General features: G+C 60.5%; 26 protein-coding genes. 14 read left to right on the top strand and 12 right to left on the bottom strand.

Annotated features, from left to right (window positions below; genetic code table 11):
- Positions 1–42 precede the first annotated feature (42 nt).
- The 4 genes from G4923_RS10805 to aroG all read left to right on the top strand — a co-directional run bounded on the left by G4923_RS10805 (position 43) and on the right by aroG (position 5140).
- Positions 43–972 (top strand): electron transfer flavoprotein subunit alpha/FixB family protein, encoded by a 930-nt coding sequence (locus G4923_RS10805; RefSeq protein ID WP_163137019.1) that lies wholly within the window; start codon positions 43–45, stop codon positions 970–972.
- A 224-nt stretch (positions 973–1196) separates the two neighbouring features.
- Positions 1197–2285, top strand: a complete 1089-nt coding sequence (gene serC / locus G4923_RS10800; protein ID WP_163137018.1) for a 3-phosphoserine/phosphohydroxythreonine transaminase — start codon at positions 1197–1199, stop codon at positions 2283–2285.
- A gap of 310 nt (positions 2286–2595) precedes the next feature.
- Positions 2596–3876 carry a 3-phosphoshikimate 1-carboxyvinyltransferase gene (gene aroA, locus G4923_RS10795; protein WP_025326697.1) on the top strand — a complete coding sequence of 427 codons (1281 nt, stop codon included), beginning with the start codon at positions 2596–2598 and terminating at the stop codon, positions 3874–3876.
- 208 nt (positions 3877–4084) lie between these two features.
- Complete coding sequence (gene aroG, locus G4923_RS10790) at positions 4085–5140, top strand: 3-deoxy-7-phosphoheptulonate synthase AroG (RefSeq protein ID WP_106887042.1); 1056 nt, start codon at positions 4085–4087, stop codon at positions 5138–5140.
- Positions 5141–5218: 78 nt separating this feature from the next.
- On the opposite strand, the gene G4923_RS10785 is transcribed toward aroG, so the two are convergent.
- Positions 5219–5941, bottom strand: coding sequence for a TerC family protein (locus G4923_RS10785; protein WP_404835121.1), 723 nt, complete (start codon positions 5939–5941; stop codon positions 5219–5221).
- A gap of 109 nt (positions 5942–6050) precedes the next feature.
- Between G4923_RS10785 and G4923_RS10780 the strand changes: the two genes are divergently transcribed.
- The 3 genes from G4923_RS10780 to G4923_RS10770 all read left to right on the top strand — a co-directional run bounded on the left by G4923_RS10780 (position 6051) and on the right by G4923_RS10770 (position 9317).
- Entirely contained in the window at positions 6051–7166 is a 1116-nt protein-coding gene (locus G4923_RS10780; RefSeq protein ID WP_163137017.1) for an ATP-NAD kinase family protein, read from the top strand.
- Positions 7167–7274: 108 nt separating this feature from the next.
- On the top strand, positions 7275–7553 hold the full coding sequence (locus G4923_RS10775) for a YfcL family protein (RefSeq protein ID WP_005332956.1): 279 nt from the start codon (positions 7275–7277) through the stop codon (positions 7551–7553).
- Between the two features lie 99 nt (positions 7554–7652).
- Positions 7653–9317, top strand: coding sequence for an AMP-binding protein (locus G4923_RS10770; protein ID WP_163137016.1), 1665 nt, complete (start codon positions 7653–7655; stop codon positions 9315–9317).
- 74 nt (positions 9318–9391) lie between these two features.
- On the opposite strand, the gene cdd is transcribed toward G4923_RS10770, so the two are convergent.
- From cdd to G4923_RS10755, 3 genes are all read right to left on the bottom strand, one after another.
- Positions 9392–10273, bottom strand: coding sequence for a cytidine deaminase (gene cdd / locus G4923_RS10765; RefSeq protein WP_163137015.1), 882 nt, complete (start codon positions 10271–10273; stop codon positions 9392–9394).
- A 238-nt stretch (positions 10274–10511) separates the two neighbouring features.
- Positions 10512–11198 carry an LrgB family protein gene (locus G4923_RS10760; protein ID WP_106887038.1) on the bottom strand — a complete coding sequence of 229 codons (687 nt, stop codon included), beginning with the start codon at positions 11196–11198 and terminating at the stop codon, positions 10512–10514.
- Positions 11195–11554: a CidA/LrgA family protein gene (locus tag G4923_RS10755; protein ID WP_106887037.1), complete on the bottom strand. Its 360-nt coding sequence runs from the start codon at positions 11552–11554 to the stop codon at positions 11195–11197. The genes G4923_RS10760 and G4923_RS10755 overlap by 4 nt, the downstream gene beginning before the upstream one ends.
- 130 nt (positions 11555–11684) lie before the next feature.
- Between G4923_RS10755 and G4923_RS10750 the strand changes: the two genes are divergently transcribed.
- Positions 11685–13400, top strand: coding sequence for a glycoside hydrolase family 36 protein (locus tag G4923_RS10750; protein ID WP_163137014.1), 1716 nt, complete (start codon positions 11685–11687; stop codon positions 13398–13400).
- 58 nt (positions 13401–13458) lie between these two features.
- Here G4923_RS10750 and G4923_RS10745 read toward each other — a convergent pair whose 3' ends face one another.
- Both G4923_RS10745 and sbcB read right to left on the bottom strand, forming a co-directional pair.
- Positions 13459–13965 carry a hypothetical protein gene (locus tag G4923_RS10745; protein ID WP_163137013.1) on the bottom strand — a complete coding sequence of 169 codons (507 nt, stop codon included), beginning with the start codon at positions 13963–13965 and terminating at the stop codon, positions 13459–13461.
- Between the two features lie 146 nt (positions 13966–14111).
- The gene (gene sbcB, locus G4923_RS10740) at positions 14112–15539 is read right to left on the bottom strand and encodes an exodeoxyribonuclease I (protein ID WP_163137012.1); all 1428 of its coding nucleotides are present in this window, start codon (positions 15537–15539) and stop codon (positions 14112–14114) included.
- Between the two features lie 180 nt (positions 15540–15719).
- On the opposite strand from sbcB, the gene G4923_RS10735 reads away from it, so the two are divergent.
- Positions 15720–16913, top strand: coding sequence for a tyrosine-type recombinase/integrase (locus tag G4923_RS10735; RefSeq protein ID WP_163137011.1), 1194 nt, complete (start codon positions 15720–15722; stop codon positions 16911–16913).
- Here G4923_RS10735 and G4923_RS10730 read toward each other — a convergent pair.
- From G4923_RS10730 to G4923_RS10715, 4 genes are read right to left on the bottom strand one after another with little or no spacing between them, the layout of a single operon-like run.
- Positions 16860–17054, bottom strand: a complete 195-nt coding sequence (locus G4923_RS10730; protein ID WP_163137010.1) for a helix-turn-helix transcriptional regulator — start codon at positions 17052–17054, stop codon at positions 16860–16862. The genes G4923_RS10735 and G4923_RS10730 overlap by 54 nt on opposite strands.
- Before the next feature lie 8 nt (positions 17055–17062).
- Positions 17063–17479: a hypothetical protein gene (locus G4923_RS10725; RefSeq protein WP_163137009.1), complete on the bottom strand. Its 417-nt coding sequence runs from the start codon at positions 17477–17479 to the stop codon at positions 17063–17065.
- Positions 17476–19170 carry a phage N-6-adenine-methyltransferase gene (locus G4923_RS21245; RefSeq protein WP_240455287.1) on the bottom strand — a complete coding sequence of 565 codons (1695 nt, stop codon included), beginning with the start codon at positions 19168–19170 and terminating at the stop codon, positions 17476–17478. Before G4923_RS21245 ends, G4923_RS10725 begins: the two co-directional genes overlap by 4 nt.
- Entirely contained in the window at positions 19167–19511 is a 345-nt protein-coding gene (locus tag G4923_RS10715; RefSeq protein WP_163137008.1) for a DUF4406 domain-containing protein, read from the bottom strand. The genes G4923_RS21245 and G4923_RS10715 overlap by 4 nt, the downstream gene beginning before the upstream one ends.
- 328 nt (positions 19512–19839) lie before the next feature.
- Between G4923_RS10715 and G4923_RS10710 the strand changes: the two genes are divergently transcribed.
- Positions 19840–20976, top strand: a complete 1137-nt coding sequence (locus G4923_RS10710) for a hypothetical protein (protein WP_163137007.1) — start codon at positions 19840–19842, stop codon at positions 20974–20976.
- A 113-nt stretch (positions 20977–21089) separates the two neighbouring features.
- Here G4923_RS10710 and G4923_RS10705 read toward each other — a convergent pair whose 3' ends face one another.
- On the bottom strand, positions 21090–21740 hold the full coding sequence (locus G4923_RS10705; protein WP_163137006.1) for a LexA family protein: 651 nt from the start codon (positions 21738–21740) through the stop codon (positions 21090–21092).
- An 87-nt stretch (positions 21741–21827) separates the two neighbouring features.
- Here G4923_RS10705 and G4923_RS10700 point away from each other — a divergent pair, with 87 nt between their 5' ends.
- Entirely contained in the window at positions 21828–22001 is a 174-nt protein-coding gene (locus G4923_RS10700; protein WP_163137005.1) for a Cro/CI family transcriptional regulator, read from the top strand.
- A 7-nt stretch (positions 22002–22008) separates the two neighbouring features.
- Positions 22009–22530 carry a phage regulatory CII family protein gene (locus G4923_RS10695; RefSeq protein WP_205596985.1) on the top strand — a complete coding sequence of 174 codons (522 nt, stop codon included), beginning with the start codon at positions 22009–22011 and terminating at the stop codon, positions 22528–22530.
- Positions 22531–22721: 191 nt separating this feature from the next.
- Here G4923_RS10695 and G4923_RS10690 read toward each other — a convergent pair whose 3' ends face one another.
- On the bottom strand, positions 22722–22976 hold the full coding sequence (locus tag G4923_RS10690; RefSeq protein ID WP_163137004.1) for a hypothetical protein: 255 nt from the start codon (positions 22974–22976) through the stop codon (positions 22722–22724).
- A 106-nt stretch (positions 22977–23082) separates the two neighbouring features.
- On the opposite strand from G4923_RS10690, the gene G4923_RS10685 reads away from it, so the two are divergent.
- Entirely contained in the window at positions 23083–23229 is a 147-nt protein-coding gene (locus G4923_RS10685) for a hypothetical protein (protein ID WP_163137003.1), read from the top strand.
- A complete protein-coding gene (locus G4923_RS10680) occupies positions 23219–23485 on the top strand; it encodes a hypothetical protein (RefSeq protein WP_163137002.1) in 267 nt (88 codons plus the stop codon). Before G4923_RS10685 ends, G4923_RS10680 begins: the two co-directional genes overlap by 11 nt.
- Positions 23486–23494 lie beyond the last annotated feature (9 nt).

The following is a 23494-nucleotide window of genomic DNA, read 5'->3' as shown; positions in this document are numbered from 1 at the left end:
CGAACAGACAGGAACAACAACGGACGACTTCAAGGTGCTGCCATGAGCGTACTCATTATTGCCGAACATCATCAGGGCCAGCTGGCGGACAGCGCCGCCCGTCTGGTCACGGCGGCGACCCGGATCAGCGCCGAGGTCCACCTGCTGCTGCTGGGTCAGGGGCTGGCGGAGGCGGGGGAGCAGGCGGCCTCCTTGCAGGGAGTCACCCGGGTGCTGCTGGCCGAACACCCCATGCTGGCGGAAGGGCTCAATGACGGTATCGATCGGCTGCTGGCCCCCGTGGTGCGGGATTATCAGCACTGCCTGATGGCGGCGAGCAGCCACGGCAAGGATCTGCTGCCACGGGTGGCGGCCAGGCTGGGGGTGGAGATGATCTCAGACGTGACGGACATTGAGGGGCCCGACACCTTCCTGCGCCCCCTCTATGCGGGCAACGCCATTGCCCGGGTGGCGAGCACGGCGCCCGTCAAGGTGCTCAGCATACGGGCATCGGCCTTCCCTTGCGCCGAGAGCGGGGGGGCTGAGGCCAGGGTCGAGCACCTTCCCGTCCCCGAGCTGGCCTGCCGGACCCGGCTCATCGAGCGGCGCGCGGTGCGATCCGCACGGCCTGAGCTTGGCGCGGCGCGGGTGGTGGTCTCAGGCGGGCGGGCGCTCGGATCGAAAGAGCAGTTTGCACTGATTGACGCCCTGGCCGACAAGCTGGGGGCCGCGGTCGGGGCCTCGCGGGCCGCAGTGGATGCGGGCTTTGTCGCCAACGATCTGCAGGTGGGCCAGACCGGCAAGATAGTGGCCCCCGAGCTCTACATCGCTATCGGCATCTCGGGTGCCATTCAGCATCTGGCGGGGATGAAGGAGTCCAAGGTGATAGTCGCCATCAACAAGGACCCGGAAGCCCCCATCTTCCAGGTGGCGGACTACGGGTTGGTGGGGGATCTCTTCACCCTGCTGCCCGAGCTCACCGCCAAGCTGTAAATTTGCCAAAAAGGGGCACAGAAAGCCTTCTGTGCTGTCTCGCCCCCGTTTCCATGCATGTTCTCTGCAAGCCCTGGCCCGTTCAGGGCTTTTTCCATAGTGTCGGCGTCGGCCATGGGGGCAAAAGGTTGCGCCAGATCCCAAAAAGCCTTTGCCCCCACGGGGGCCTGTCGTGTAAAAACATTCAAGTCATCGATCACTCTCATCCATTCACGGAAAGCGTCATGAGCAAACAGATTTACAACTTCTGCGCCGGCCCCGCCATGTTGCCGGTTGAAGTCATGGAGCGCGCCCAGCGCGAATTTTGTAATTTCCAGGGGCTGGGAGCCTCGGTCATGGAGCTCTCCCATCGCGGCAAGCCCTATATGGCGGTCGCCGAGAAGGCCGAAGCCGATTTGCGGGATCTGCTGGCGGTGCCGGACAACTACAAGGTGTTGTTCATGCACGGCGGCGGTCGCGGCCAGTTCTCTGCCGTGCCCATGAACCTGCTCGGCGGCGCCAATAAAAAGGCCGATTACCTGCTGACCGGCGTCTGGGCCCAGAGCGCCGTGGATGAGGCCCAGAAATACGGGGACATCCAGACCTTCCAGGGGGTGGCGAAGAACGCGCAGGGGATAAGCCACCTGCTGCCGACCCCGGCGTTTCGCGCCGATGCGGCCTATGTGCACTACTGCCCGAACGAAACCATCGACGGCATAGAGATGTTCGACATCCCGGCCACCGGCCCTGTGCCCCTGGTGGCGGATCTCTCCTCCACCATCCTCTCCCGTCCCCTCGACGTGAGCCGCTTCGGCATCCTCTACGCCGGCGCTCAGAAGAACATTGGGCCGTCCGGTCTGGCTATCGCCATAGTGCGGGACGACCTGCTGAACCAGGCGAGAGCCGACGTGCCCTCGATCTTTGATTACCAGCTCACCGCCAAGAACGATTCCATGTTCAACACTCCCCCCACCTACGCCTGGTATCTGGCCGGCTTGGTGTTCGAGTGGCTCAAAGAACAGGGCGGGCTGGAGGCGATGGAGGCGCGCAACAAGGCGAAGGCCGACTTCCTCTACGGCTACCTCGACGACTCCAGCTTCTACGGCAACAAGGTGGACGTGGCCTGCCGCTCCCGCATGAACGTGCCCTTCCAGCTGAAAAACGAGGCCCTGGACAAGCAGTTCCTGGGGGAGTCGGAAGCGGCCGGTCTGCTGGCGCTCAAGGGGCACCGCATCGTCGGCGGCATGCGTGCCAGCCTCTACAACGCCATGCCGCTGGAAGGGGTCAAGGCGCTGGTCAGCTTTATGGATGGTTTTGCCAAGCGCCACGGTTGAGCCGCCGCTCACGCGCTGGCTGCGACGCCGTGATCAAGGCTTATGTGCTGCGCGGAACCTCATTGATGGGTATCAACTCCGGTTCCTGTGCTGCGCTTCACCTTGCTGACGACCTCTCGCGACAGAGCGTGAACAGCCAGGGTATTGCCGTTGATGCAAGGCGCCGGGGACTCCCCGGCGTCTGTTTTTCCAGAAGATCCTGACCGCCAGCCCGGCTGCTCCGGTTTTGTGCCACAGACGGTCTTGCCGCGCGGGGCGCGGGCTGTTAACGTCCGGTCAGGTGATTTACTTGAGATTGTACAGGAAGTCTATGAATTCGTTGCGTTTGGAACCCATTTCTAGCGTGGCCGGGGTGGTCAATCTGCCTGGCTCCAAAAGTGTCTCTAACCGTGCCCTGCTGCTGGCAGCCCTGGCACGGGGCACTACCCGGCTGACCAACCTGCTCGACAGCGATGACATCCGCCACATGCTGGCGGCGCTGACCCAGCTCGGGGTCAAGTACAAGCTCTCCGCCGACAAGACCGAGTGCACCGTGCATGGCCTGGGTCGCAGCTTTGCGGTATCGGCACCGGTCAACCTCTTCCTCGGCAACGCCGGCACCGCCATGCGCCCGCTCTGTGCCGCGCTCTGTCTGGGCTCCGGTGAGTACATGCTGGGGGGCGAGCCGCGCATGGAAGAGCGTCCCATCGGTCACCTGGTGGATGCCCTGCGAGAAGCGGGTGCCCATATCCAGTACCTGAAAAAAGATGGCTATCCGCCCCTGGTGGTGGATGCCAAGGGTCTGTGGGGCGGCGACGTGCACGTCGACGGCTCCGTCTCCAGCCAGTTCCTGACGGCGTTTTTGATGGCGGCCCCCATGGCGGCTGGCGACACCCGCATCCACATCAAGGGGGAGCTGGTCTCCAAGCCCTACATCGACATCACGCTGCACATCATGAAGCAGTTTGGTGTGGTCATCGAGCACGACGACTACAAGGTGTTCTACATCAAGGGCAACCAGACCTATGTCAGCCCCGGTGACTTCCTGGTGGAAGGGGATGCCTCCAGCGCCTCCTACTTCCTCGCGGCGGGCGCCATCAAGGGCAAGGTGCGGGTCACCGGCATCGGCAAGCACAGCATCCAGGGGGATATCCACTTCGCCGACGTGCTGGAGAAGATGGGCGCCCGCATCACCTGGGGTGACGACTTCATCGAGGCCGAGCAGGCCCCCCTGCACGGCGTCGACATGGACATGAACCACATCCCGGATGCGGCCATGACCATAGCCGTCGCGGCGCTGTTTGCGAAGGGGCCCACCGCCATTCGCAACATCTACAACTGGCGGGTGAAGGAGACGGATCGCCTGCACGCCATGGCGACCGAGCTGCGCAAGCTGGGCGTCGAAGTGGAGGAGGGGCATGACTTCATCGCCGTCACTCCGCCGGAGCAGCTCAAGCACGCCGAGATCGATACCTACAACGATCACCGCATCGCCATGTGCTTCTCCCTGGTGGCGCTGTCCGATACCGCGGTCACCATCAATGATCCGGGTTGTACCTCCAAGACCTTCCCGGACTACTTCACCAAGCTGGCCAGCATCAGCCAGGCTTAAGTCCGTCGGGCCCGCCTTGTGCGGGCCCGTTCGTTTCTGTCTCCCGTCTTCTCCCCCGGTTTGCCAACGCCCTTAGCAGCATTATCCAAACTTGCAAGGTGCGCAGATAAAATTCCTTGTAGAAGAATGTAATTTTCTATTTACACCGTCCCGGTCGCGGGCTAGATTGAAGTTTCTTCATCGCAGTCATTTAGCAGGAAACTTGGTCATGCAGCATCAAACCGACGACGTTCGTATCAGTGAAATCAAAGAGTTATTGCCCCCGGTTGCGGTGCTTGAGAAGTTTCCGGCGACCGAGACCGCATCAAATACAGTGTTTGAATCCCGTCAGGCCATCCATCAGATCCTGGCCGGTGAAGATCAGCGCCTGCTGGTGGTGATCGGTCCCTGCTCCATCCACGATCCCGTGGCCGCGCTGGAATACGGCAAACGCCTCAAGACCTTGCGCGACGAGCTCAAGGGCCAGCTGGAAATCGTGATGCGGGTCTACTTCGAGAAGCCGCGCACCACAGTGGGCTGGAAGGGGCTGATCAACGACCCTTACCTCGACAACAGCTGCCAGATCAACGACGGCCTGCGCCTGGGTCGCAAGCTGCTGCTGGATCTCAACGACATGGGGCTGCCGACCGCCTCCGAGTTCCTCGACATGATCACCCCGCAATACGTGGCGGATCTGATGAGCTGGGGCGCCATCGGGGCCCGCACCACCGAATCCCAGGTGCACCGCGAGCTGGCCTCAGGTCTCTCCTGCCCGGTGGGCTTCAAGAACGGCACCGACGGCACCATCAAGGTGGCCATCGATGCCATCGGCGCCGCCAGCGCCCCGCACCACTTCCTGTCGGTGACCAAGTACGGTCACTCCGCCATCGTCTCGACCGCCGGCAACCCGGATTGTCACATCATATTGCGCGGTGGCCGCGAGCCGAACTACAGCGCCGCCCACGTGGATGAGGTGGTGAAGGGGCTGGACAAGGCCGGTCTGCCCCAGAAGGTGATGATCGACTTCAGCCACGCCAACAGCAGCAAGCAGTTCAAGAACCAGATGCTGGTGGCCGAGGACGTGGCCGGTCAGCTGCGCGCCGGCAGCAAGGCGGTGTTCGGCGTCATGGTGGAGAGCCACCTGGTGGAAGGCCGTCAGGATCTGGTGGAAGGGTGCGAGCTCACCTTCGGTCAGAGCATCACGGATGCCTGCATCGGCTGGGCCGATACCGAGGTGCTGCTGCGCAATCTGGCCGATGCCGTCGCCACCCGCAATGCACTCTGAGGCCGGGGGGATGCCCCGCTCACGGCAATAAAAAAGCGCGACCCCAGGGTCGCGCTTTTTGTTGGCTCAAAGAGGGGCTTACTTGGCCCGCTCCTGATGACCGCGCAGGCGGATGTTGATCATCTCCACCACCAGCGAGAAGGCCATGGCGAAGTAGATGTAACCCTTCGGAATGTGCATGTCCAGCCCCTCGCCGACCAGGGCGACCCCGACCAGGATCAGGAAGGCGAGCGCCAGCATCTTGATGGTGGGGTGCTCGTCGACGAAGTCACCTATGGCCTTGGCGGCAAACATCATGACGCCGACGGCGATCATGATGGCCAGCACCATGACGGGCACGTGATCCGCCATGCCGACCGCTGTGATGACGGAATCCAGGCTGAAGATGATGTCGAGGATGGCGATCTGCACCAGTGTCGACATGAAGCCGGCGGTCTTGCTCACCATGCCGGGCTCTTCGGCGGCGCCCTCTAGGCTCTGGTGGATCTCGTGGGTACTCTTGGCGATGAGGAACAGGCCCCCCACCAGCAGGATGAGATCCCGGCCCGAGATGGCTTCATCCAGCATGCTGAACAGCGGCTCGGTGAGGCGCATCACCCAGGCCAGGGAGAGCAGCAGCAGGATGCGGGTGCCCATGGCAAGCCCCAGCCCGAGGATCCGCGCCTTCTGGCGCTGAGCCTCCGGCAGTCGCCCCACCAGGATGGAGATAAAGATGATGTTGTCGATGCCCAGCACGATCTCGAGCAGGGTCAGGGTGGCGAGCGCCACCCAGGCTGAGGGGTCAGCAATCCATTCCAGCATGATTGAACCTTGGTTGAATAATTTGAAGCAGCGCATTCTAGCAGGGGGTTATGGCTTGTCCCAGTAGCGCGAAAAGATAAAAATGGCAGCCATCCAACGGGAGGAAAACATGTTTCGATTAGGGCTCATCATCAACCCCATCGCCGGCATTGGCGGTGCGGTCGGTCTCAAGGGCAGCGACGGCATGGTGGCCGAGGCGCTGGCGCGGGGCGCCATGCCCAAGGCCCGGGAGCGGGCCCGTCAGGCCCTGCTGCCCCTGTGCTCGCTCACAGACCAGTTCGAGCTGCTGACGGTGGCGGGAGAGATGGGGGAGACGCTCGCCGCCGAGCTGCATTTGCCTCACCGCATCCTCTACCAGCCCGCCGGGGCCCAGACGTGCGCCGAGGATACCCGGGCCGCCGCCCTGGCCCTGCGCGAAGCCGGGGTGGATCTGCTGCTCTTTGCCGGTGGGGATGGCACAGCCCGGGACATCTGCGCGGCTGTGGGGGAGTCCTGCCATGTGCTCGGCATCCCGGCGGGGTGCAAGATCCACTCCGGGGTCTACGGCGTGACCCCGACGGCGAGCGGCCGGGTGGCGGCGCGGATGATAGCAGGGGAGCTGCTGAGCCTGGTGGATGCCGAGGTGATGGACATCGACGAAGAGGCGTTTCGGGCGGGCAAGGTGCGCGCCCGCCACTACGGCCAGCTGCTGGTGCCCGGGGATCTGCGTTACGTCCAGGCGGTCAAGCAGGGCGGGCGGGAGTCCGAGGAGCTGGTGCTGGCGGATCTCGCCGCCGGCGTGGTCGAGCAGATGGAGCCTGACACCCTCTATCTGATGGGGTCGGGGAGCACAGTGGCCGCCTGCATGGCAGAGCTGGGTCTGGAAAATACCTTGCTCGGTGTGGATCTGGTGGAAAATGGCCAACTTATCGGGCAGGATCTCAGCGCCGCCGAGATCCTGACCCGGATCCGCGGTCGTCGCTGCCGCCTGATCATTACCCTGATCGGTGGTCAGGGACATCTGTTCGGGCGCGGAAATCAGCAACTGAGTCCAGAGGTGATCCGGGCCGTCGGGCGAGACCATATTCAGGTGCTCGCCACCAAGTCCAAGCTGGCGGCCCTCGAGGGTCGTCCGCTGCTGGTGGATACCGATGACCCGGCACTGAACCGGTCGTTACGTGGTTATCTGCGCATAACCACGGGATACAAGGATCAGGTCATCTACCCGGTGGCCAACCCGGAATAGGACATCAAGGATGCGGCTGGCCTGGCGCCAGAGAGCCGCGATCAACAAGATCGCGGTTCCACTCCCCCGAATTTTTTGCCGGCAATCCCGGAAATGAGGCTGCGTTAAATGACGATTCACGATTTTGAACACAAGTTGTTGGGACTGATCGACGCCATGGTCGCCACGGCCAGCGAGGACGAACTGTTTGCGGGCGGCTACCTGCGGGGTCATATCTCGCTCGCGGTGGCGCGCGCCGAGCTGGAGGGCAAGACGCTGGTGCGGGACGTAAAGAGCTATGTGCTGCGCAGCCTGAACGAGGCCATCTTGCAGGGGGAGCTCTCCGAGCAGGATGAGGTGCTGGTACAGGAGATGTGGAAGCGGCTGCAGCAGCAGGCGGAAGCTTGATCCCATTCGCAATTCAAACAGAAGTTTAAGTAATCTGCTTCCCTGAGTGTTATCAAAAGGTTAATAATGAGGCTCGCCTTTTGTTTCAGGGATTAAACTATGGCCTCCACCTCACGCATTGCCACCAAACTGCCGCTCGAGATGCTCTATCACTGGGAGCGGCAGTGTCCCGACCGGATCTATCTTCGCCAGACCATCAACCGCGAATACGTCGACTTCACCTGGGGTGAGGTCGCCGACGAGGCGCGCCGCATGGTGACGGCACTGCGTGCCCTGGGGCTGGTCCCGGGGGACAAGGTAGCGCTGCTCTCCAAGAATTGCGCAGAGTGGTTCATCGCCGATCTCGCCATGCAGATGGGGCAGTACGTGAGCGTGCCCATCTACCCGACCGCCAACGTCGACACCATCGAATACGTACTGCGCCACAGCGAGGCCAAGGCCATCTTCGTCGGCAAGCTGGACGACTGGAAGAGCCAGGAGGCAGGGGTGCCCGCGGATCTGCTGCGCATAGCGCTGCCCTATGACACCATGCCGGCCGCCCACCAGTGGGACGCGCTGCTCGATGCCCATGACCCCATCCCGGACAGCCCGGTGCAGGCGCCGGATGCCCTGCTGAGCCTGGTCTACACCTCGGGCAGTACCGGCAAGCCCAAGGGCGCCATGCTGAGCGTGGAGCGCTACGCCTGGTCCTGCGAGAAGCTGGTGGAGGCAGTCTCCCTGACGGCCGCGGATCGCGGCTTCTCCTACCTGCCGCTGGCCCACATCACCGAGCGGGTCTACATCTACGGCGGCAGCCTGTTCAGCGGCGCCACCATCGCCTTCCCCGAGTCCCTCGATACCTTCATCGAGGACGTCAAGCGCTGCCGACCCACCGTCTTCATCTCGGTGCCGCGGCTGTGGGCCATGTTCCGCATCAAGATCCACGAGAAGCTGCCCCAGAAGAAGCTGGCGCTGCTGCTCAAGATCCCGCTCATCTCGGGTCTCATCAAGAGCAAGCTGCAAAAGGGGCTGGGGCTGGATCAGGCGCGGGTGCTGGGCTGTGGCTCGGCCCCGGTGGCCCCGGCGCTGCTCGAGTGGTATCACAGCATAGGCATCGAGATCACCGAGGCCTGGGGCATGACCGAGAACCACGCCTACTCCACCCTCAACTACCCCTTCCGGGCGGACAAGATCGGGACTGTCGGCAAGGCGGGCCCCGGGGTGACCCTCAAGATCTCCGACGAGGGGGAGATCCTCTGCCGCTGTGACGGCATGATGCTGGGCTACTACAAGGATCCCGAGCACAGCGCCGAGGCCATCGACGCCGACGGCTGGTTGCACACCGGTGACATGGGCAAGCTGGACAGGGAGGGCTACCTCACCATCACGGGCCGCATGAAGGATGTGTTCAAGACAGCCAAGGGCAAGTACGTGGCGCCTGTGCCCATCGAGGGGATGCTGGGGCAGGAGCCCATCATAGAGCAGCTGTGCGTCATCGGTTACGGCATGCCGCAACCGGTCGCCCTGGTGCAGCTCGCCGAGAGCGCCATGAAGGGGGACAGGGGGGCCGTCGACGCCCAGCTGGAGGCCGCCCTGACCCGGGTCAACGGCCAGCTCGAATCCCATGCCCGCCTGCGCGGCATCCTGGTGGTCAAGAGCCCCTGGAACATCGAGAACGGGGTGCTGACCCCCACCATGAAGATCCGCCGCCACCTGCTGGAGCAAAAATACGCGGACATAGGCGAGCGCTGGTCCGGTGCCAGGACCATCATCTGGGAGTCCTGACAGGGGCAAAGGTATTTGGAAAATTAATGCAAAAAGGGGAGCCAGTGGCTCCCCTAATACATTCCGGCGCCGGATCAGACCGCCAGGTACTCCAGCTGGACGGATCCCAGGGCCTTGAGGGTCGACTGGGCCGAATCCCGCTGGCTGATCTGGCCATCCTTGCTCTCCAAGAGCACGGCGCGGCGTACTGCGGTGAGCTCCTCGCCATTGAGCACCGCATGGGCGCAGGCCATCTGCATGGGGGGGAGGCTGGGGTTGAAGGCGGCGTTCTCGGCGTAGCGACCGCAGAAGATACGGCCGTCCTCGAACTGCAACGCCACAGCGGCATAGCCCTGGCTGTAGGGGGCATAGCTCTGGCGGGCGGCGGCCAGCGCGGCCTGCCACAGGGGGTCGTCGCTCTCAAGCACCAGCTCGTCGTGGGCCTGGGGGCTCATCAGGGCATCGGTGATCTCGAGATCGGCGGGGCCGAAGGAGTGAGGCAGGAAGGACTGCAGCTCGCTCAAGTCGTCCGGCAGGGAGACTTTCAGGGTCTTGGCGGTGCTCAGCTCGTTCATGAACTGGCGGCAGTGACCGCAAGGGGTGTAGTTGACGGTGATCTCACTGATCCCGGTCTCGCCGCCGAGCCAGGCGTTGGAGATGGCGGACTGCTCGGCGTGCACCGAGTGGAACAGCCCCTGACCGGCAAACTCCATGTTGGCGCCAAAATACCAGCTGCCGCTCAGGCCGCAGGCGATGGCGCCGACGAAGAACCTGGAGATGGGGGCGACCGAGCAGGCGGCCGCCAGCGGCAGCAGGGCCAGGCGCAGGGCCCGATCGTCGAGCCCGGTGGCGGCTTTCAGCGTCGCCACCTGCTCAGGGGTAAAACGGGCCTGGAAATCGTCCCCCAGCATGGGCAGCAGGGCGGCCTGGAGCGGGGCGGAAAGGGTCTCGAACGGCTTGGCAAAGCGGGGATGCATACTGTGTCCTCAAAGGCCAATTGGGGGGCCATTGTAGGGAGCAAGCGCGGCGAAATGTGTGAGCGCGCTCACGCCTTGATGGGCAAAGGGCCGGGGATGGTAAAGGAAACGTTTGTCTTTCGCAATCTGTGCGCTTGCTCGCAGCATCAGGGGCATGGCGGTGTCGTATGGACTGCTTGAAGGGGCAAAGAGGCCATGGCCGCAGGGGGCGGCCATGGCAGAGGGCGTGGCGCCGGGCTCAGGTCAGCCAGTGATAGAGGGCAAACAGCAGGGGGGCGACGGCGGCGGTCAGCACGCCGCACACCACCATGGCCAGCGACGAGAAGGCCCCCTGGGTGACGCCCTGCTCGGCGGAGGCGGCGGTGCCGATGGCGTGGGCACAGGCCCCCATGGCGAGTCCCTGGGCCTCGGGGTCGGTCACCCGCATCAGCCTGAGCAGGGGATACCCTATCAGGGCCCCCAATATCCCCACCACCACCACAACGGCGGCGGCGATGGCGGGAATGCCGCCGAGGGACTGGCTGACGCTCATGGCGAGCGGCGTGGTGATGGACTTGGTGGCGATGGAGGCGAGCAGGGCCGGATCCGCCCCCATCAGGTGGCCAATGCCCAAGGTGGTGCAGACCGAGATGAGCACAGAGGTGAGGGTGCAGAGGATGATGGGCTTGAGCTTGTCACGGATCTGGCGGGCTTGCTGGTAGAGGGGCAGCGCCAGCGCCACCACGGCGGGCTCCAGCAGGGCCGTGATGGGGGCGGTACCGCGCTGGTACTGATCCAGCGGCAGATCCAGCCAGAGCAGCAGGCCAATGATGACGGCGGTGGGGATCAGCACCGGATTGATGACGGGCCAGGGCAGGCGGCGGTAGAGGGCCCGGGTCATGAAATAGAGCGCCAGGGTCAGGGGAATGGCCAACCAGAACATCATTGTCTGTTCATCCTCTGGTAGAGATGGCCGACGGCGCCCAGGATCAGCACTATGCCGAGCACCACGCAGAGCATGATGAGGCCGAAGGATTGACGCAGGGGCTCGAGCCAGGCCACCAGACCGACGGCGACCGGCACGAACAGGACCCCCATGTGACGGAGCAGCAGGCCGCCCCCCTGCTCGACCCAGGAGAAGCGGATCAGCTGCAAAGAGAGCAGCACGAACAGCAGCAGCATGCCGATGATGCTGCCGGGGAAGGCGAAGGGCAGCAGGGCGGCCAGGACCTTGCCCGCCAGCAGGCAGGCGATGATGACCAGAAAATCACGAAGGTAGCGCAAGGCGCGTTGCAACAGCACGGGGGCCTCATCTTGGCAACTGTGAGCGAGGTCGCAGTTTAACAGGCACGGGGGGCATGGAACAGGGTCAACTGACCCACAGGGGATACAATGGCCCCGGCATCATCCTCATTCACAAGAAGGAGCTCCCATGTCGTACCCCTCTTTCCTGGCCAGATTGCGCCAGTTGCCCGCCGATCCCGCCCTGCCTCCCCAACTGCTGCAAACCCGTCAGTGGGACGGCCCCCTGTGCCGGGTGAGGCTGGACAATACCGGGTCCAGTCCCGAGGTCGTTCGCCACTGGCGGCTGTTTGAGGGGGCGCTTGGCCTCTCTCCCGATGCGGCCATCTACGGAGAGGGGTTCCAGATGCTGGCCCAGACCATGGGCAGCTGGCAGGCCCCCGAGCCGGTAGGCCGCTGCCCCGACGCCGGCGTCTATCGCATCACCGACGACGACGGCTATCACACAGTGCACAACCTGCTGCTGGTCGAGCGGGAGCAGGGCTGGCTGCTGCTCGCCTTCGCCAGTTGCCAGCGCTTTGGCGGCGAGTTCCGTCTCTATCCGGACGGCCGCCTTGAGATAGTGATGAACGCCGAAGGGCGCACCCTCGCACCGGGCCAGCACTGGCATAGCGAGGCGCTGATCTGCCTGGAGGGGCCGGACAGGGAGGCACTGCTGGGGTCGCTGGCGGACTATATCGAGGCCGAACACCCTTCGCTGGTGGCGGACCTGGCCGCGCGCCCGAGTGGCTGGTGCTCCTGGTATCACTACTATGCGGACGTGAGCGCCGCCGACATTCGCGAGAACCTGGCGGTGCGGGCGATGCGCTTCCCGGCTCTGCGTTACGTGCAGATAGATGACGGCTATCAGGCCAGGATGGGGGACTGGCTCACCCCTTCATCCAAGTTCGAGCAGGGGGTGGCAACCCTGGCAGGGGAGATCCGCGCCGCCGGTTGCGAGCCCGCGCTCTGGGTCGCCCCCTTCATCGCCGAGCCCGGCTCGCAAGTGTTCCAGCAACACCCGGACTGGTTCGTGAAAGGGGAGGATGGCCTGCCGCTGCCCTCGGAGCGGGTCACCTACGGCGGCTGGCGTTGCACCCCCTGGTATGTGCTGGACGGCACCCATCCCGAGGTGCAGGCCCACCTCGAGCAGGTGTTCCGCACCCTGCGCGAGCAGTGGGGCATCCACTACTTCAAGCTGGATGCGAACTTCTGGGGCGCCATCCACGGGGGCCGCTTCCATGACCCCGCCGCCACCCGGGTCGAGGCCTATAGACGTGGCATGGCGGCCGTGCTGCGCGGGGCGGGCGAGGGCGCCTTCCTGCTCGGCTGCAACGCCCCCCTCTGGCCTAGCCTTGGCCTGGTGCACGGCATGCGGGTGAGCGACGACGTGGAGCGCCAGGGCCCCCGTTTTCGCCAGATAGCGCGGGAAGCCTTCTGCCGCGCCTGGCAGAACGACCGGCTCTGGGCGCTGGATCCCGATTGCGTCTGCCTGCGGAATATCCCGGGCCAGCACGCCAGCGAGTCCGAGTATCAGTTCCACCTGGCCGCCCTGGTGGCGAGCGGTGGCATGGTGCTGGCCGGCGACCGGCTGCAGGATCTGGACGAGGTGCAGGGGATGCACCTTGGCAAGCTGCTGGCCCTGTGCGCGGCGCGCACCCCGGCGGCCCGTTTCGATGACATGGGGTTTGGCCGCGGCCGGGTGGCCCTGCCCGGGGGTGGCGAGCTGCTCTGCCTGTTCAACTGGGGCGAGCATGCTGCACAGTTTGAGCTGCCAGCAGGGGGCAGGGATTTCTGGGACGACACTGCCCTGGGAGAGACGCTGGAACTGGCGGGGGGCCAGGGGCGGGTGATCCGTTATCTTTGAGTGCTGCACTCAGCAAAAAGGCTCCCTCGGGAGCCTTTTTATCGGGTGGGGTTGACCCCTAGAAGTGCCACTCCATCCCGATGGCGTAGTTGGCGGAGCCATAACCCGGGATCTCGTTGCTGGAGGCGAGCGCCTTGAGGGTCAGACGGGCGCCCAAGGGAATGCCGAGCCCCATGCCGATGGCGACCTCGTCGCTCTGATCCCCCATCATGTCGACCCGCAGGGTGCGATAGAGGGAGAGATCCTGGCTCATCTGGGCATAGATCTGGGACGACTTGTTGTAGAGCTGGCCGAAGATCTCCATCTGGAAGCCGTTCTGGGGCGTGATGGCCAGGGGAATGCCGGCGAAGCGATAGAGATCCGAGTGGTTGAAATAGCTGTTGGTGATCTGGGGGGTGAAGTCGGTCTGCTGATAGAGGGTGCTGAAGTTGCGCTCTATGAGCTGATAGGTCTGCTCCGGCAGACGCAGCAGGTAGTCCGGCACCTCGAAACGTACCCCGGCCAGGGTGGCCTGGGGCAGCAAGGCACAGACGACAAGGGTGAGAGCAGGCAGTGCTGAACGCATATGACGAAAGATCCCCAACAGTCGAGGCGCGGCATCCATGCCGGCAGCGCATGTAATCATCAAACTATCAGGAGCTTGGCTCCCCTGCTCATTATGTCGCAGGCGCGGGGAGCCGACAGGGTTTTAAGTGTGAAACGCCTCACATCTCATAGATCTTCCAGATAGTGATAGAGACTCTTTAGGATCGCAAAGTTCCGTTCGTTACCCTGATTCTGCTCCGCCAGCGCCTCGAGACGGGGCACATAGTCCGGCAGACGGCGGCTGAAGTAGTCGCTGCAATGCAGGCGCCAGCGCTTCTGCTCAGCTTCGCTCAAGGTGTGGGGCCAGTTGCGGGCACGGTAGCGGAACAGCATCTCCGGCAGTCGTGAGTCGGTGAAGGCAAACTCCCGCTCCCCCAGCAGATCCGCCGGGGTGGCGCGCACCAGATCCATGGTGGACTTGTCGCCGTGGCCGAAGAAACCGGCGTAGAGCTGGGTATCGGGATCGCTGTCATTGCTGCCGGCAAACTCCTGATTGAACACCTCCACCAGTTTTTCCCGCACCTCGGGATGGGCCCGCAGCAGATCCAGGCTCTTGCGGCACTGCTCCCTGTCTATGCCAAGCTGGTCGGCCCGCTCCGGGGTCAGGGTGGCGGCCGGCGCCAGCACGGGGCACTTGTTGATGTGCACCAGCTTCACCGGAATGGCCGCCAGATCCCCGAGATCATCCTTCCTGGTGTAGAGGCGCTCGCGGATCTCCTCGCTCGTGAGCTCGACAAGCGGCGTCGGGTCACGGGTCAGATCCACCATGATCACCGCATTCTGGTTGGTCGGATGCCAGGCGAGCGGCGATACCCAGCTCGCGCACCCCTGCCAGGGGGAGAACATGCCGGAGACGTGGATCAGGGGCTTCATGGTCACCACGTCGATGAGCGCCTTCACCTTGTTCTTGTTGCGCAGGGCAAACAGGTAGTCAAACAGCTTGGGCTGGGCCTTTTTCACCAGCTTGGCCATCTCTATGGTGGCCAGCACGTCGGAGAGCGCATCGTGGGCGTTGGCGTGGGCCACCCCGTTGGCCACCGTCAGCCTCTCCAGCTTGAAGCTCGGCTTGCCCTCGTCGTCGAGGGCCCACTCTATCCCCTCCGGGCGCAGGGCGTAGCAGGCCCGCAGCATGTCGAGAATGTCCCAGCGGGAGTTGCCGTTCTGCCAGGCGTAGGCATAAGGGTCATAGAAGTTGCGATAGAGGGTGTAGCGGGTCACCTCATCATCGAAGCGGATGCTGTTGTAGCCCAGCACGCAGGTGTTCGGGGTGGCGAACTGCTCGTGAATTTGGCGAATGAAGTCCGCCTCGCAGAGCCCGTCCTTCATCGCCTTCTGCGGCGTGATGCCGGTGATGAGGCAGGCCTCCGGCTCCGGCAGGTAGTCCGCGGGCGGCTTGCAATAGATCACCAGCGGCTCGCCGATGATGTTGAAATCGGCGTCGGTGCGAATGCCCGCAAACTGCGACGGCCTGTCCCTGGCGGGGCTGATGCCGAAGGTCTCGTAATCGTGGAAGTAGTAAGTGGGCTGGGTGGTCTGCTTCGCTAATGTGCTCATGTGTTCTTGTGTGTTCGCGCTTCTGATTGATTTTTCAGGGTTTAGTGCCGTTATGGTGAGATGCAAATTCCGAAGACACTTTCATCGTTCACCCAAACCTGACGTTGTTCAATGGCCTGCTGGTACATTATCTGGTACAAAACACCCCATGAGAGTGGTACAAAATTTTATGGGGTAGCAATGGCGTTATCAGATAGCTGGCTTCGAGGGGTGAATGGTAAACCATATGCTGGCCCGAGCGAAGTGAGCGACGGTGATGGGTTGAGTGTCCGGGTCTCACCGAAGGGGGTGGTTGCGTTCCAGGTTCGGCATGTGGTCGATGGAAAGCGGGTTCGGACCTCTCTCGGTCGGTACCCGGCTCTGACCTTGCGAGAGGCCCGGATTAAGGCCGATGAGCTCAAAAGTGGTGTTGCGCCGATCAGTGCCTCGGGCGACGAGCCTACGCCTGCAGCCTTGTTCGATGAGTGGTTCGAGAAGTACGTGATGCGGGAGTGCCGAGAAGGCACCCAGAAATACTATCGCTATACCTTCTCGTCGGTGAAGAACCGCTTGCCTGACCGGCCAATCAACCAGATCACCATGGACATGTGGTTGAGCTATTTCGATACCATCAGTGAGCGGGCACCCGGCGTAACCCGGGCTGTGATCACGGCATTGAAGGCGTGCTTCAACTGGCATGCTCGCCGCGGCACGATCAACATGCCCAACATGATGAGTCTGCGGGCCAGGGATGTTGGCGCCCCCGCCAAGACCGGTCACCGGGTGTTGACTGTGCCAGAGGTTGCGAAGATCTGGCGGGCCATCGAGGCCAGCCGGGCCGGAACCGGCAACAAGGTGATTCATCTGCTCTGCCTGGTCTATGGGTGCCGGCTGTCAGAGGCCAGAACGCTCAAACGCCAGGACCTGGATTTCGAGTCTATGGTCTGGACCGTGCCGGCGGAGATCAGCAAGACCGGCAGGCCTATCCGCCGCCCCATCACATCGGTGGGCAAGCAACTGTTCGAACGAGCCGCGATGGCGTCGGTGGACCAGGTCTATCTGTTCCCTGGGCAAGGGGAGGGGAATGGGCCGTTGGAGATCCACTCGTGCAATCGGCTGGTGAGCCGCTTGCGCAGCAGCCTGGGGATCCCCCATTGGCGGATTCATGATGCTCGTCGAACGCTTTCGACCCGGTTATCGGAAATGGGGGTGTCGCCCCATATCACCGAAGTGATGTTGGGGCACACCCTGCTTGGCGTGATGGCTGTTTACAACAAACATGACTGGCTTGAGGATCAAGCTGTTGCCTATGAGCGCTGGTGGACAGTGATCCAGCGGGAGCTAGGCGTTGCCACTGATCCGGTTGTGGCTGTCAATCCAGGTCATGATGTGTGACTTGATCCAGCGCAGTGGCTGGTGGTCGATGGGTTTGGGGAAGGTGGTATCCCTCATGCGCAGGTGATACAGCGCTGTGCGCCCTTTTCCCAACATGACCATCAGCTCACTCTGGTCAATCTTCTCAATCTGTTCTTGCATGATTTCTCCTATCCATTCTGCTCATTTGTTGCGACGGTCCAGCGATAGCCACCATGGGTTGCCTGAGAGTTGTTCAGGCACCGGGTGATGCTGACGCGTACAAACCCGCCTGTTCGTTCCGCCTCGACAATGCTGTCGAACCTCACAATCTGTTGCTCGTCGTTGATGCCGATCACTGGCGTCTTGTGCCATTGCGGATCCCGCACCTGGTCCACGAAGAGGCGGCGGGTGTGCCGCCCTCTGCCGTTCTCCCCGACCATGCAAAAGTGCTCAACCCGGGTGGTGAAGCGGGCCTCCCTGTGTATCTGGCCCATCACGATGCTGGCCTTGTTGACAGTGAGGGAGAAGGTCGCTGCCACCTCTGCGCTGATGGCGCCGCCGGTTCGGGCATGAACCCACTCGGCAACCTCCTGAATGATGCTCATACGACTTCCTCCTTGAGGTTGTCGATGGCTGCAATGGCCCGTTCGAGCAACTCATGCTTAGGGGTATTTGCCGTTTCTTTTAGAGCCGTGAAGATTGCGACAGCAGCAGCTTGCCGTTGCGGGTCGTTCAGCGGTCTCTGAGCGCCTTTATAGTTCCATTCCATCGTGTCCATAGCATTGAGGATTCGCTCCAGGCGCTCGCGCTCGTCATCGGGCATGGTGGTGAACTGGTCACGCAACTGCGCATCACTCAATGAGATGGCGATGGCCACTTCACGGGCGGTGTAGAGCTCCCGCTTCCCATAGAGGACTGTCAGCACGGTGACAAAGCGATGCCAGACTGCGCCGCCCAAATTGAGCTCGTTGTTCTGGTAGTCGAAGGCCCAGTCCTCGAGCGGCTTGGTGCTGGGTTCTTCGGTTGCGTGGTGGGCATCCAGCAGCTCGAGCTGCCTCTCTGCATGGTTAGGCTCTGGGCTGGTGGCTTCGGCACTCTGCGCCAGCAGCTCGGCGGCCTTGGTGGTGGCCAGTACCAGCAGGTCGCCGGGGGCCGTCAGGTTATCGATGATCCAGGCGGCCAGCTCTGCAGTCTTGGCTGGGGTCAGGATATCGGCATCATCAATTTGGTAGATGATGTCCTTCACCGCAGGGTGGCGCTGCCAGTGGGGCAGGGTGGGGGCCCGATTATCCTCTAGGGCAAAACCCTGGTAGATAGGCTTGCCGGCCAGCAAGTTGGCGACGGCCAGATCGAGCCGATAGAAGATCTCGGAGAGCGGATAAGGCTCGTCCAGCCAGCCTTGCACATAACCCCTGACCGTATCCTGTTGCTCTTCGCCGAGATCAGCGCACTCAAACTGCTTGGCCATGATGCTGCTGGCATCGGCATAGCCCAGTTCGGCCGCCACCGCGGCGCTGGCCTCGTTATCGTCGGCTGCTGGTGGCTCCCCCGCGGCCGGTTCTGTTTTGGCGGGTTGCTCCTGGGTGACCACGGGGGACAGCTTGGGGGCGGCGCTACGGATAACGTGATCGGCGGCAAGGGTGAGCTCCACCGCTTGGCGGTGGATCATGTCGAGGATGATGGTGCCAGTGGTGATGAGGTCGTCACGGCGCAGGCGTGCTTCGGGGCGGCGCTCGCCCTGCCAGCCGGCGTCGAAGATCACCACGGCTGAGGCAAAGCCGCTAGAGCTGGGCTTGTCCTTCTTCGGGTCGCGGGGCACGTACCAGCTCGGTACCTCAAAGCCGATGCGCCCGCTGATGAACTGGATGAAGTCGGCATCTTCCGGCCACCAGGTTTCGCTGGTGGCGGCTTTGATGAGCAACATGATCTTGGCGCCCAGCGCCCGTTGCTCGCGGCAGTAGTTGAGGATGGCCTCCATCCCGGTGATGGTGTTCCCCTCGCTATCCGTGCAGGGGCGCGAGTAGGGCGGGTTGGCGTAGGCTGCCCCCCCCAAGCGGCGAAGGTCGGTGGCCAGCTCCTGGGTGAGGGCGTTGTCTTCTGCGTCGTAGTAGTTCGGCACCAGGTGGTTGCAGTCGTCGGCAAACATGTCGAGCACCACAGGTCCCAGAGTGGGGGCGAACTGGTGGAACAGGCCCCAGGCCAGCGCCTTGGGGGTCTGCCACTGGTCGCCGATCTGCTTGAGCTCGTGGTCAGGCAGGACCTGCAGCTCGGCCAGTGCTTGGGCGTAGTGGTTCATGCCGTCACCTCGGAGTTGGTGGGGTACCAGGCAAAGCCATCTTCGGCTTGGCGGATGACCTTGCCGCACTTCATGGCGAGATGGAACTCGGCGGTGGCGCCTTGGCTATCGCGCCAGCCGGGGAGCATGACCAGCTCATCGGCGAGCATGACCATGGGCAGGCTGCAGGCCATGTACTCAGCTTGGGTCAGGCCCTCGGGGAGGGTGGCAGGGTTGAGCGGGATATGGCCGCGCTCATGCTGGTGGTTGGCCTCGGTGTGGAAGGCGGGGCGGTTGCAATCTGGCAGGCCGGACATGGGTCCGGCGATGTAGATGCGCTTGCGGTTTGGTAGGTATGGCATGACTTATCTCGAAAGTTAGTAGATACGAGACAAGAATGTTAAGACTGCCAAACATCAATGTAAAGTATGAAGTTTTGCATGCTTAACACAAATGGTGTGCTTAACCTATCCTGCTCTGATGCTTCTCAATCGATGGAACACTAGGTTAGCAATGATGTTTTCTAACCCTACTAGTTGCGGCATAGGGGTTTTATTATTTTTTCAAATCTGTATTATTTTGAATAATGTGATATAGACCTGTATTTCCTGTAGACAAAAATATTATATAATTTAACAAAAAGTTGAAGTATCACAGACGAACTTATTGACACGTAATTGGGGTGTTTAAATGTTTAAAAGGAATAGCATTATTTCAGCGTTAGCAAGTATGTTTTTACTTTCAGCCTGTGATTCTGGCGGAATTGAAAAGGTAAAGGGAACGGTGAATTATGACATTGATTCTAGTTTAACAACTGGTAAGGCTTTTGAAACACGCAGTGACTGTAAGAATGGTGCATGGAGTGAGAGCAAAGATAATCGCGATAGGATAATTGTAAGTTATACATGTAACCTTTCGGATGAGGGGCTTTCAATAATTAATAATGGAATTTCAGAAAGATTTATTCAATCTGTTGATCGGATGAATGGCTACATCAATAACAAGACTGCCAGCATTGACAGGGAGATTAAGGAAAAGAGCGATGAAATGGCATCATTGGAGAAAGGCAGTGAGTTCATTTATAAGTATGTAAATGATCTCCATCAATCTTTTCTAAGTAATAAAGTTCATCCTGAATTAAATTATAGGGGTTATCTAACGGATTTACTTGAGGTGACTCGCAGAGGCCAAGATCCTATAAACGTTGATAGCTTATGTCAGCCCTCTTCAAAAAATACTAAAAACCCTATTGACGTTATTAATGCTGGAGAGGCCTATCAGGCAGAGATGGTTGAGTCGTGTGTAAAAGTTATTAGTCCTATTTTTTTAGCTTTCTATAAAGATTATCAATCTTTGGAAGTTAGCTTAAACTATGATTTAGTTAGAACGCTAATTAATATATCTAGTGCAGATTGGACTGCGGATGATAATGTATCGACTGAGTTTCATGCTACGATAGACGAATACAAAAACAGTCTCAATAAAAGGTTGAGTTTTTTACCAAATGAAAAGAAACAGCTCTCAGATTCTTTAGCTGACAACTTAACTTTGCAAAAAAGTGCACTTCCAGAGTTGGTTATTAATAAATTTGTAATTGATCAGCATTGGGTTGTTTCAGATACTGGCGGTGTTGAAATATTAGACGGAGGCTTTACAATTAATACTAGCAGTGGTGAGGCAAAGTCCACAATACCCGGGGGAGCTTTGTTGCCTTTCGCTTATAATGATTTTAAGTCTAATGAGATACCACGAGCATACAATGTTAAAGCAAATGCAATGATTAGCGATGTATATAATGGGTTCTCGAGTCAAATAAAGACAATATGATTTTTTAAAAATAAAATCGTGCCCGCCAATTTGGCGGGCCTATTTTTGTAGGTTCATATTGTGCTCGACAGAGCAATATTATTTATATAATTATACATGACGTTGTGTTATTCCTAACGTCGTTTCCTTCGACGGCGGTGCTCAACCATAGTGCCGATGATCTGGATATGCTGTCGATCTGAACGCATGGTGGGGAAATCATCATTTAGCGGTACGAGTTCGAAGACTTCTTGGCCGTCTTCACCTATGCCCCTAGGACGGTACTTCTTGAAGGTGGCAGCTTCTTCACCGTTCTTTGCAACTACGAAATCTCCCGGATGAGGGTGCTCGTCCGGGTCGATTAGGACCAGATCGCCTTCAACAAACTCAGGTTCCATGGAGTGGCCTTTTAGTTCGATAGCAAAGGCCCGCTCCCCTAGTTCGAGTTCGGTGGTGATGTAGACCAGGTTGCCATCGCACTCACGGATCTCACTGGTTTCTGTCCATACTCCAGCCTGCACATAGCTGATCACTGGGATACGGTGATTATCCGGTGGCGCTAGCTCCAAGTTCTGACCACTTGGGTCACCCTTACCATCCATCAACCAGAACACAGACACAGATAACGCTTTTGCCAGTGCTGATAAGTTCTTGGCATCAGGCGTGTACACACCATTTTCCCATTGAGAAATGGATGCTTTGTTTGCGCCGATTCTGTCGCCGAGTTGCTGCTGGGTCATTTTAAGGCGCGACCTAGACAGCTTGATGCGTTCTCCAATGTTCATAGTTAAGTAATTTAAACCTTTCGGGGTTAATTGTGCTTGACCTGATTGTTGTGTTTGCTTAACCTCGCTGTGTCTACAGGAGGGACTATGAAGAAACCAGATGTCATCGCTTTCTTTGGCGGGGTGACAAAGACAGCAAAAGCACTAGGCATAAGCAAGTCTGCGGTGTCTCTATGGGGAGAAGTCATCCCATACGGACGAGCTTGTCAGGTACAGCTTGTCACCAAAGGGCGATTGAAAGTCGAACCGCGGGACAGTTGAAACCATCATGACAAAACCCACCAGAACAACCACGAGAGTGAAGCGGGAACACTCCCACCTTTCTGACCCTATTGACGCCGCTTATCAGTTGAGCCGCCGGTACAACATATCCGATCTGGCGAAACTGATGGGCTGCAAGCGCCCTACCACCCTGAATAACAAGTTCAATCCGGCTTGCGAAGATCACCACCTGACCCTGTCCGAAGCGATGGCGGTTACCGAACTGACCGGTGACAACGCCATCCTGCAGGCCTGGGCACTGGCTCGGGGTCATGCGCTGGTGGCCCTGCCGGATAGCACTGTGACCGAAGAAGAGCTGGCCGACCAGGTAATGCTGGTGGGGGAGGTGGTTGCGGCAGTGTTTGGGGAGCTGCGTGAAGCGCGGCAAGACGGGGTGATCGACCCTGTGGAACGGCAAGCCATCACGGGGGCAGTTCATAGAGCCATCAAGGAGCTGCTGAGCCTGGAAGAGTCGGTAGCCAGTCAGGTGCGCCCGTTCCCGGGTTCACATGCACAAGGAGAGAAGTGATGAAGGAAGCACAAAAAGAGTGGGCCGGCGCTGCTGTAACAGCCCGACCCGAGGTCCATTTTCGCGGAGAAAAGAACATGGAGAAGCGTACCGAACAAACGCCGATCGCGCAAGGTTCAGGCCTTCGGCATGTCTCTTGGGGCAATTCAGCCGAGTGGCCGCGCCCGCAAGGATGTAGTCACCTTGGGCGCTTACTGGGGTCGACTGTCGTAGATAACACCTTGCTGTTCCTGGAACGCCAAGTAGCGGGCCGAGGTAAGCAGCGTATTGGCGAGTGCAATCGCTTGGCTTGCGGTCAGCACATAGCTCGGGGTGAGAAAGATGCCCTCGCATGTCTGCAGGTTAGGCGCGCTGCAGTTCAGTTTGACAGTGATGTTGTTGTGGTCCTGTGGGCTGATAAACCAGCCGGAGATGGGGAGCAGGGATTTGTCGTCATTGGCCGCCATGCAGGTTCCTGTGTCGAATGTCAGTTGCGAAATATAACCATAGCACTTGCAAAGATTACGACTCAATCAGGTCGCTCCCTGTGCTTGATGTTTGGAGGGCACCATCATGACTAAGAATGTCATGCCGCGGCTCAAGTTCTGTAACGGCTATCAGTTGGTGGTGATGGGGGTGAGTTTGCCGATCTCCCTGGCACAGGCCCGTCAAGTGTTTGTGCAATTGCAGCAGTTACAGGAGGCAGGCTATGCATCCTGAGCTGTTTATCGAGCGCAACGTGGCGCAGATCCTGACGGCGGGGGGATACACCCCGGATGTGGTGCACACCGCAACCCAGGCGGCTCTACGGCATTTTCGCACCACGCCGTGCTTTGCCAAGGGGCAGGCCTTTGCCAAGTGCCTGGCGGAGGGAAAGAAGATGGCCAAGTTGCTGCAGCGCAAGCTGCGCCAGCAGAAGAGGGACGCCAAGAAGGCGGCCAAGCCGACGCGATTGAAGAAGGTGAGCCATGGGTGAGGTAGTCAG

Source organism: Aeromonas rivipollensis (genome assembly GCF_010974825.1).
GTDB lineage: Bacteria > Pseudomonadota > Gammaproteobacteria > Enterobacterales > Aeromonadaceae > Aeromonas > Aeromonas rivipollensis.
Note: the sequence above shows the minus strand (reverse complement) of the source record. Positions and strands in the feature narration are given on the sequence as shown.

Coding starts and splice junctions, on each gene's coding strand:
- G4923_RS10680 (WP_163137002.1), top strand. CDS start 23,219: ATGCATCCTGAGCTGTTTATCGAGCGCAACGTGGCGCAGATCCTGACG.
- G4923_RS10695 (WP_205596985.1), top strand. CDS start 22,009: ATGACAAAACCCACCAGAACAACCACGAGAGTGAAGCGGGAACACTCC.
- serC (WP_163137018.1), top strand. CDS start 1,197: ATGAGCAAACAGATTTACAACTTCTGCGCCGGCCCCGCCATGTTGCCG.
- sbcB (WP_163137012.1), bottom strand. CDS start 15,539: ATGAGCACATTAGCGAAGCAGACCACCCAGCCCACTTACTACTTCCAC.
- G4923_RS10715 (WP_163137008.1), bottom strand. CDS start 19,511: ATGCCATACCTACCAAACCGCAAGCGCATCTACATCGCCGGACCCATG.
- G4923_RS10805 (WP_163137019.1), top strand. CDS start 43: ATGAGCGTACTCATTATTGCCGAACATCATCAGGGCCAGCTGGCGGAC.
- G4923_RS10780 (WP_163137017.1), top strand. CDS start 6,051: ATGTTTCGATTAGGGCTCATCATCAACCCCATCGCCGGCATTGGCGGT.
- G4923_RS10725 (WP_163137009.1), bottom strand. CDS start 17,479: ATGAGCATCATTCAGGAGGTTGCCGAGTGGGTTCATGCCCGAACCGGC.
- G4923_RS10785 (WP_404835121.1), bottom strand. CDS start 5,941: ATGCTGGAATGGATTGCTGACCCCTCAGCCTGGGTGGCGCTCGCCACC.
- G4923_RS10685 (WP_163137003.1), top strand. CDS start 23,083: ATGACTAAGAATGTCATGCCGCGGCTCAAGTTCTGTAACGGCTATCAG.
- aroG (WP_106887042.1), top strand. CDS start 4,085: ATGCAGCATCAAACCGACGACGTTCGTATCAGTGAAATCAAAGAGTTA.
- G4923_RS10690 (WP_163137004.1), bottom strand. CDS start 22,976: ATGGCGGCCAATGACGACAAATCCCTGCTCCCCATCTCCGGCTGGTTT.
- aroA (WP_025326697.1), top strand. CDS start 2,596: ATGAATTCGTTGCGTTTGGAACCCATTTCTAGCGTGGCCGGGGTGGTC.
- G4923_RS10745 (WP_163137013.1), bottom strand. CDS start 13,965: ATGCGTTCAGCACTGCCTGCTCTCACCCTTGTCGTCTGTGCCTTGCTG.
- G4923_RS10700 (WP_163137005.1), top strand. CDS start 21,828: ATGAAGAAACCAGATGTCATCGCTTTCTTTGGCGGGGTGACAAAGACA.
- G4923_RS21245 (WP_240455287.1), bottom strand. CDS start 19,170: ATGAACCACTACGCCCAAGCACTGGCCGAGCTGCAGGTCCTGCCTGAC.
- G4923_RS10705 (WP_163137006.1), bottom strand. CDS start 21,740: ATGAACATTGGAGAACGCATCAAGCTGTCTAGGTCGCGCCTTAAAATG.
- G4923_RS10760 (WP_106887038.1), bottom strand. CDS start 11,198: ATGATGTTCTGGTTGGCCATTCCCCTGACCCTGGCGCTCTATTTCATG.
- G4923_RS10730 (WP_163137010.1), bottom strand. CDS start 17,054: ATGCAAGAACAGATTGAGAAGATTGACCAGAGTGAGCTGATGGTCATG.
- G4923_RS10735 (WP_163137011.1), top strand. CDS start 15,720: ATGGCGTTATCAGATAGCTGGCTTCGAGGGGTGAATGGTAAACCATAT.
- cdd (WP_163137015.1), bottom strand. CDS start 10,273: ATGCATCCCCGCTTTGCCAAGCCGTTCGAGACCCTTTCCGCCCCGCTC.
- G4923_RS10750 (WP_163137014.1), top strand. CDS start 11,685: ATGTCGTACCCCTCTTTCCTGGCCAGATTGCGCCAGTTGCCCGCCGAT.
- G4923_RS10770 (WP_163137016.1), top strand. CDS start 7,653: ATGGCCTCCACCTCACGCATTGCCACCAAACTGCCGCTCGAGATGCTC.
- G4923_RS10775 (WP_005332956.1), top strand. CDS start 7,275: ATGACGATTCACGATTTTGAACACAAGTTGTTGGGACTGATCGACGCC.
- G4923_RS10710 (WP_163137007.1), top strand. CDS start 19,840: ATGTTTAAAAGGAATAGCATTATTTCAGCGTTAGCAAGTATGTTTTTA.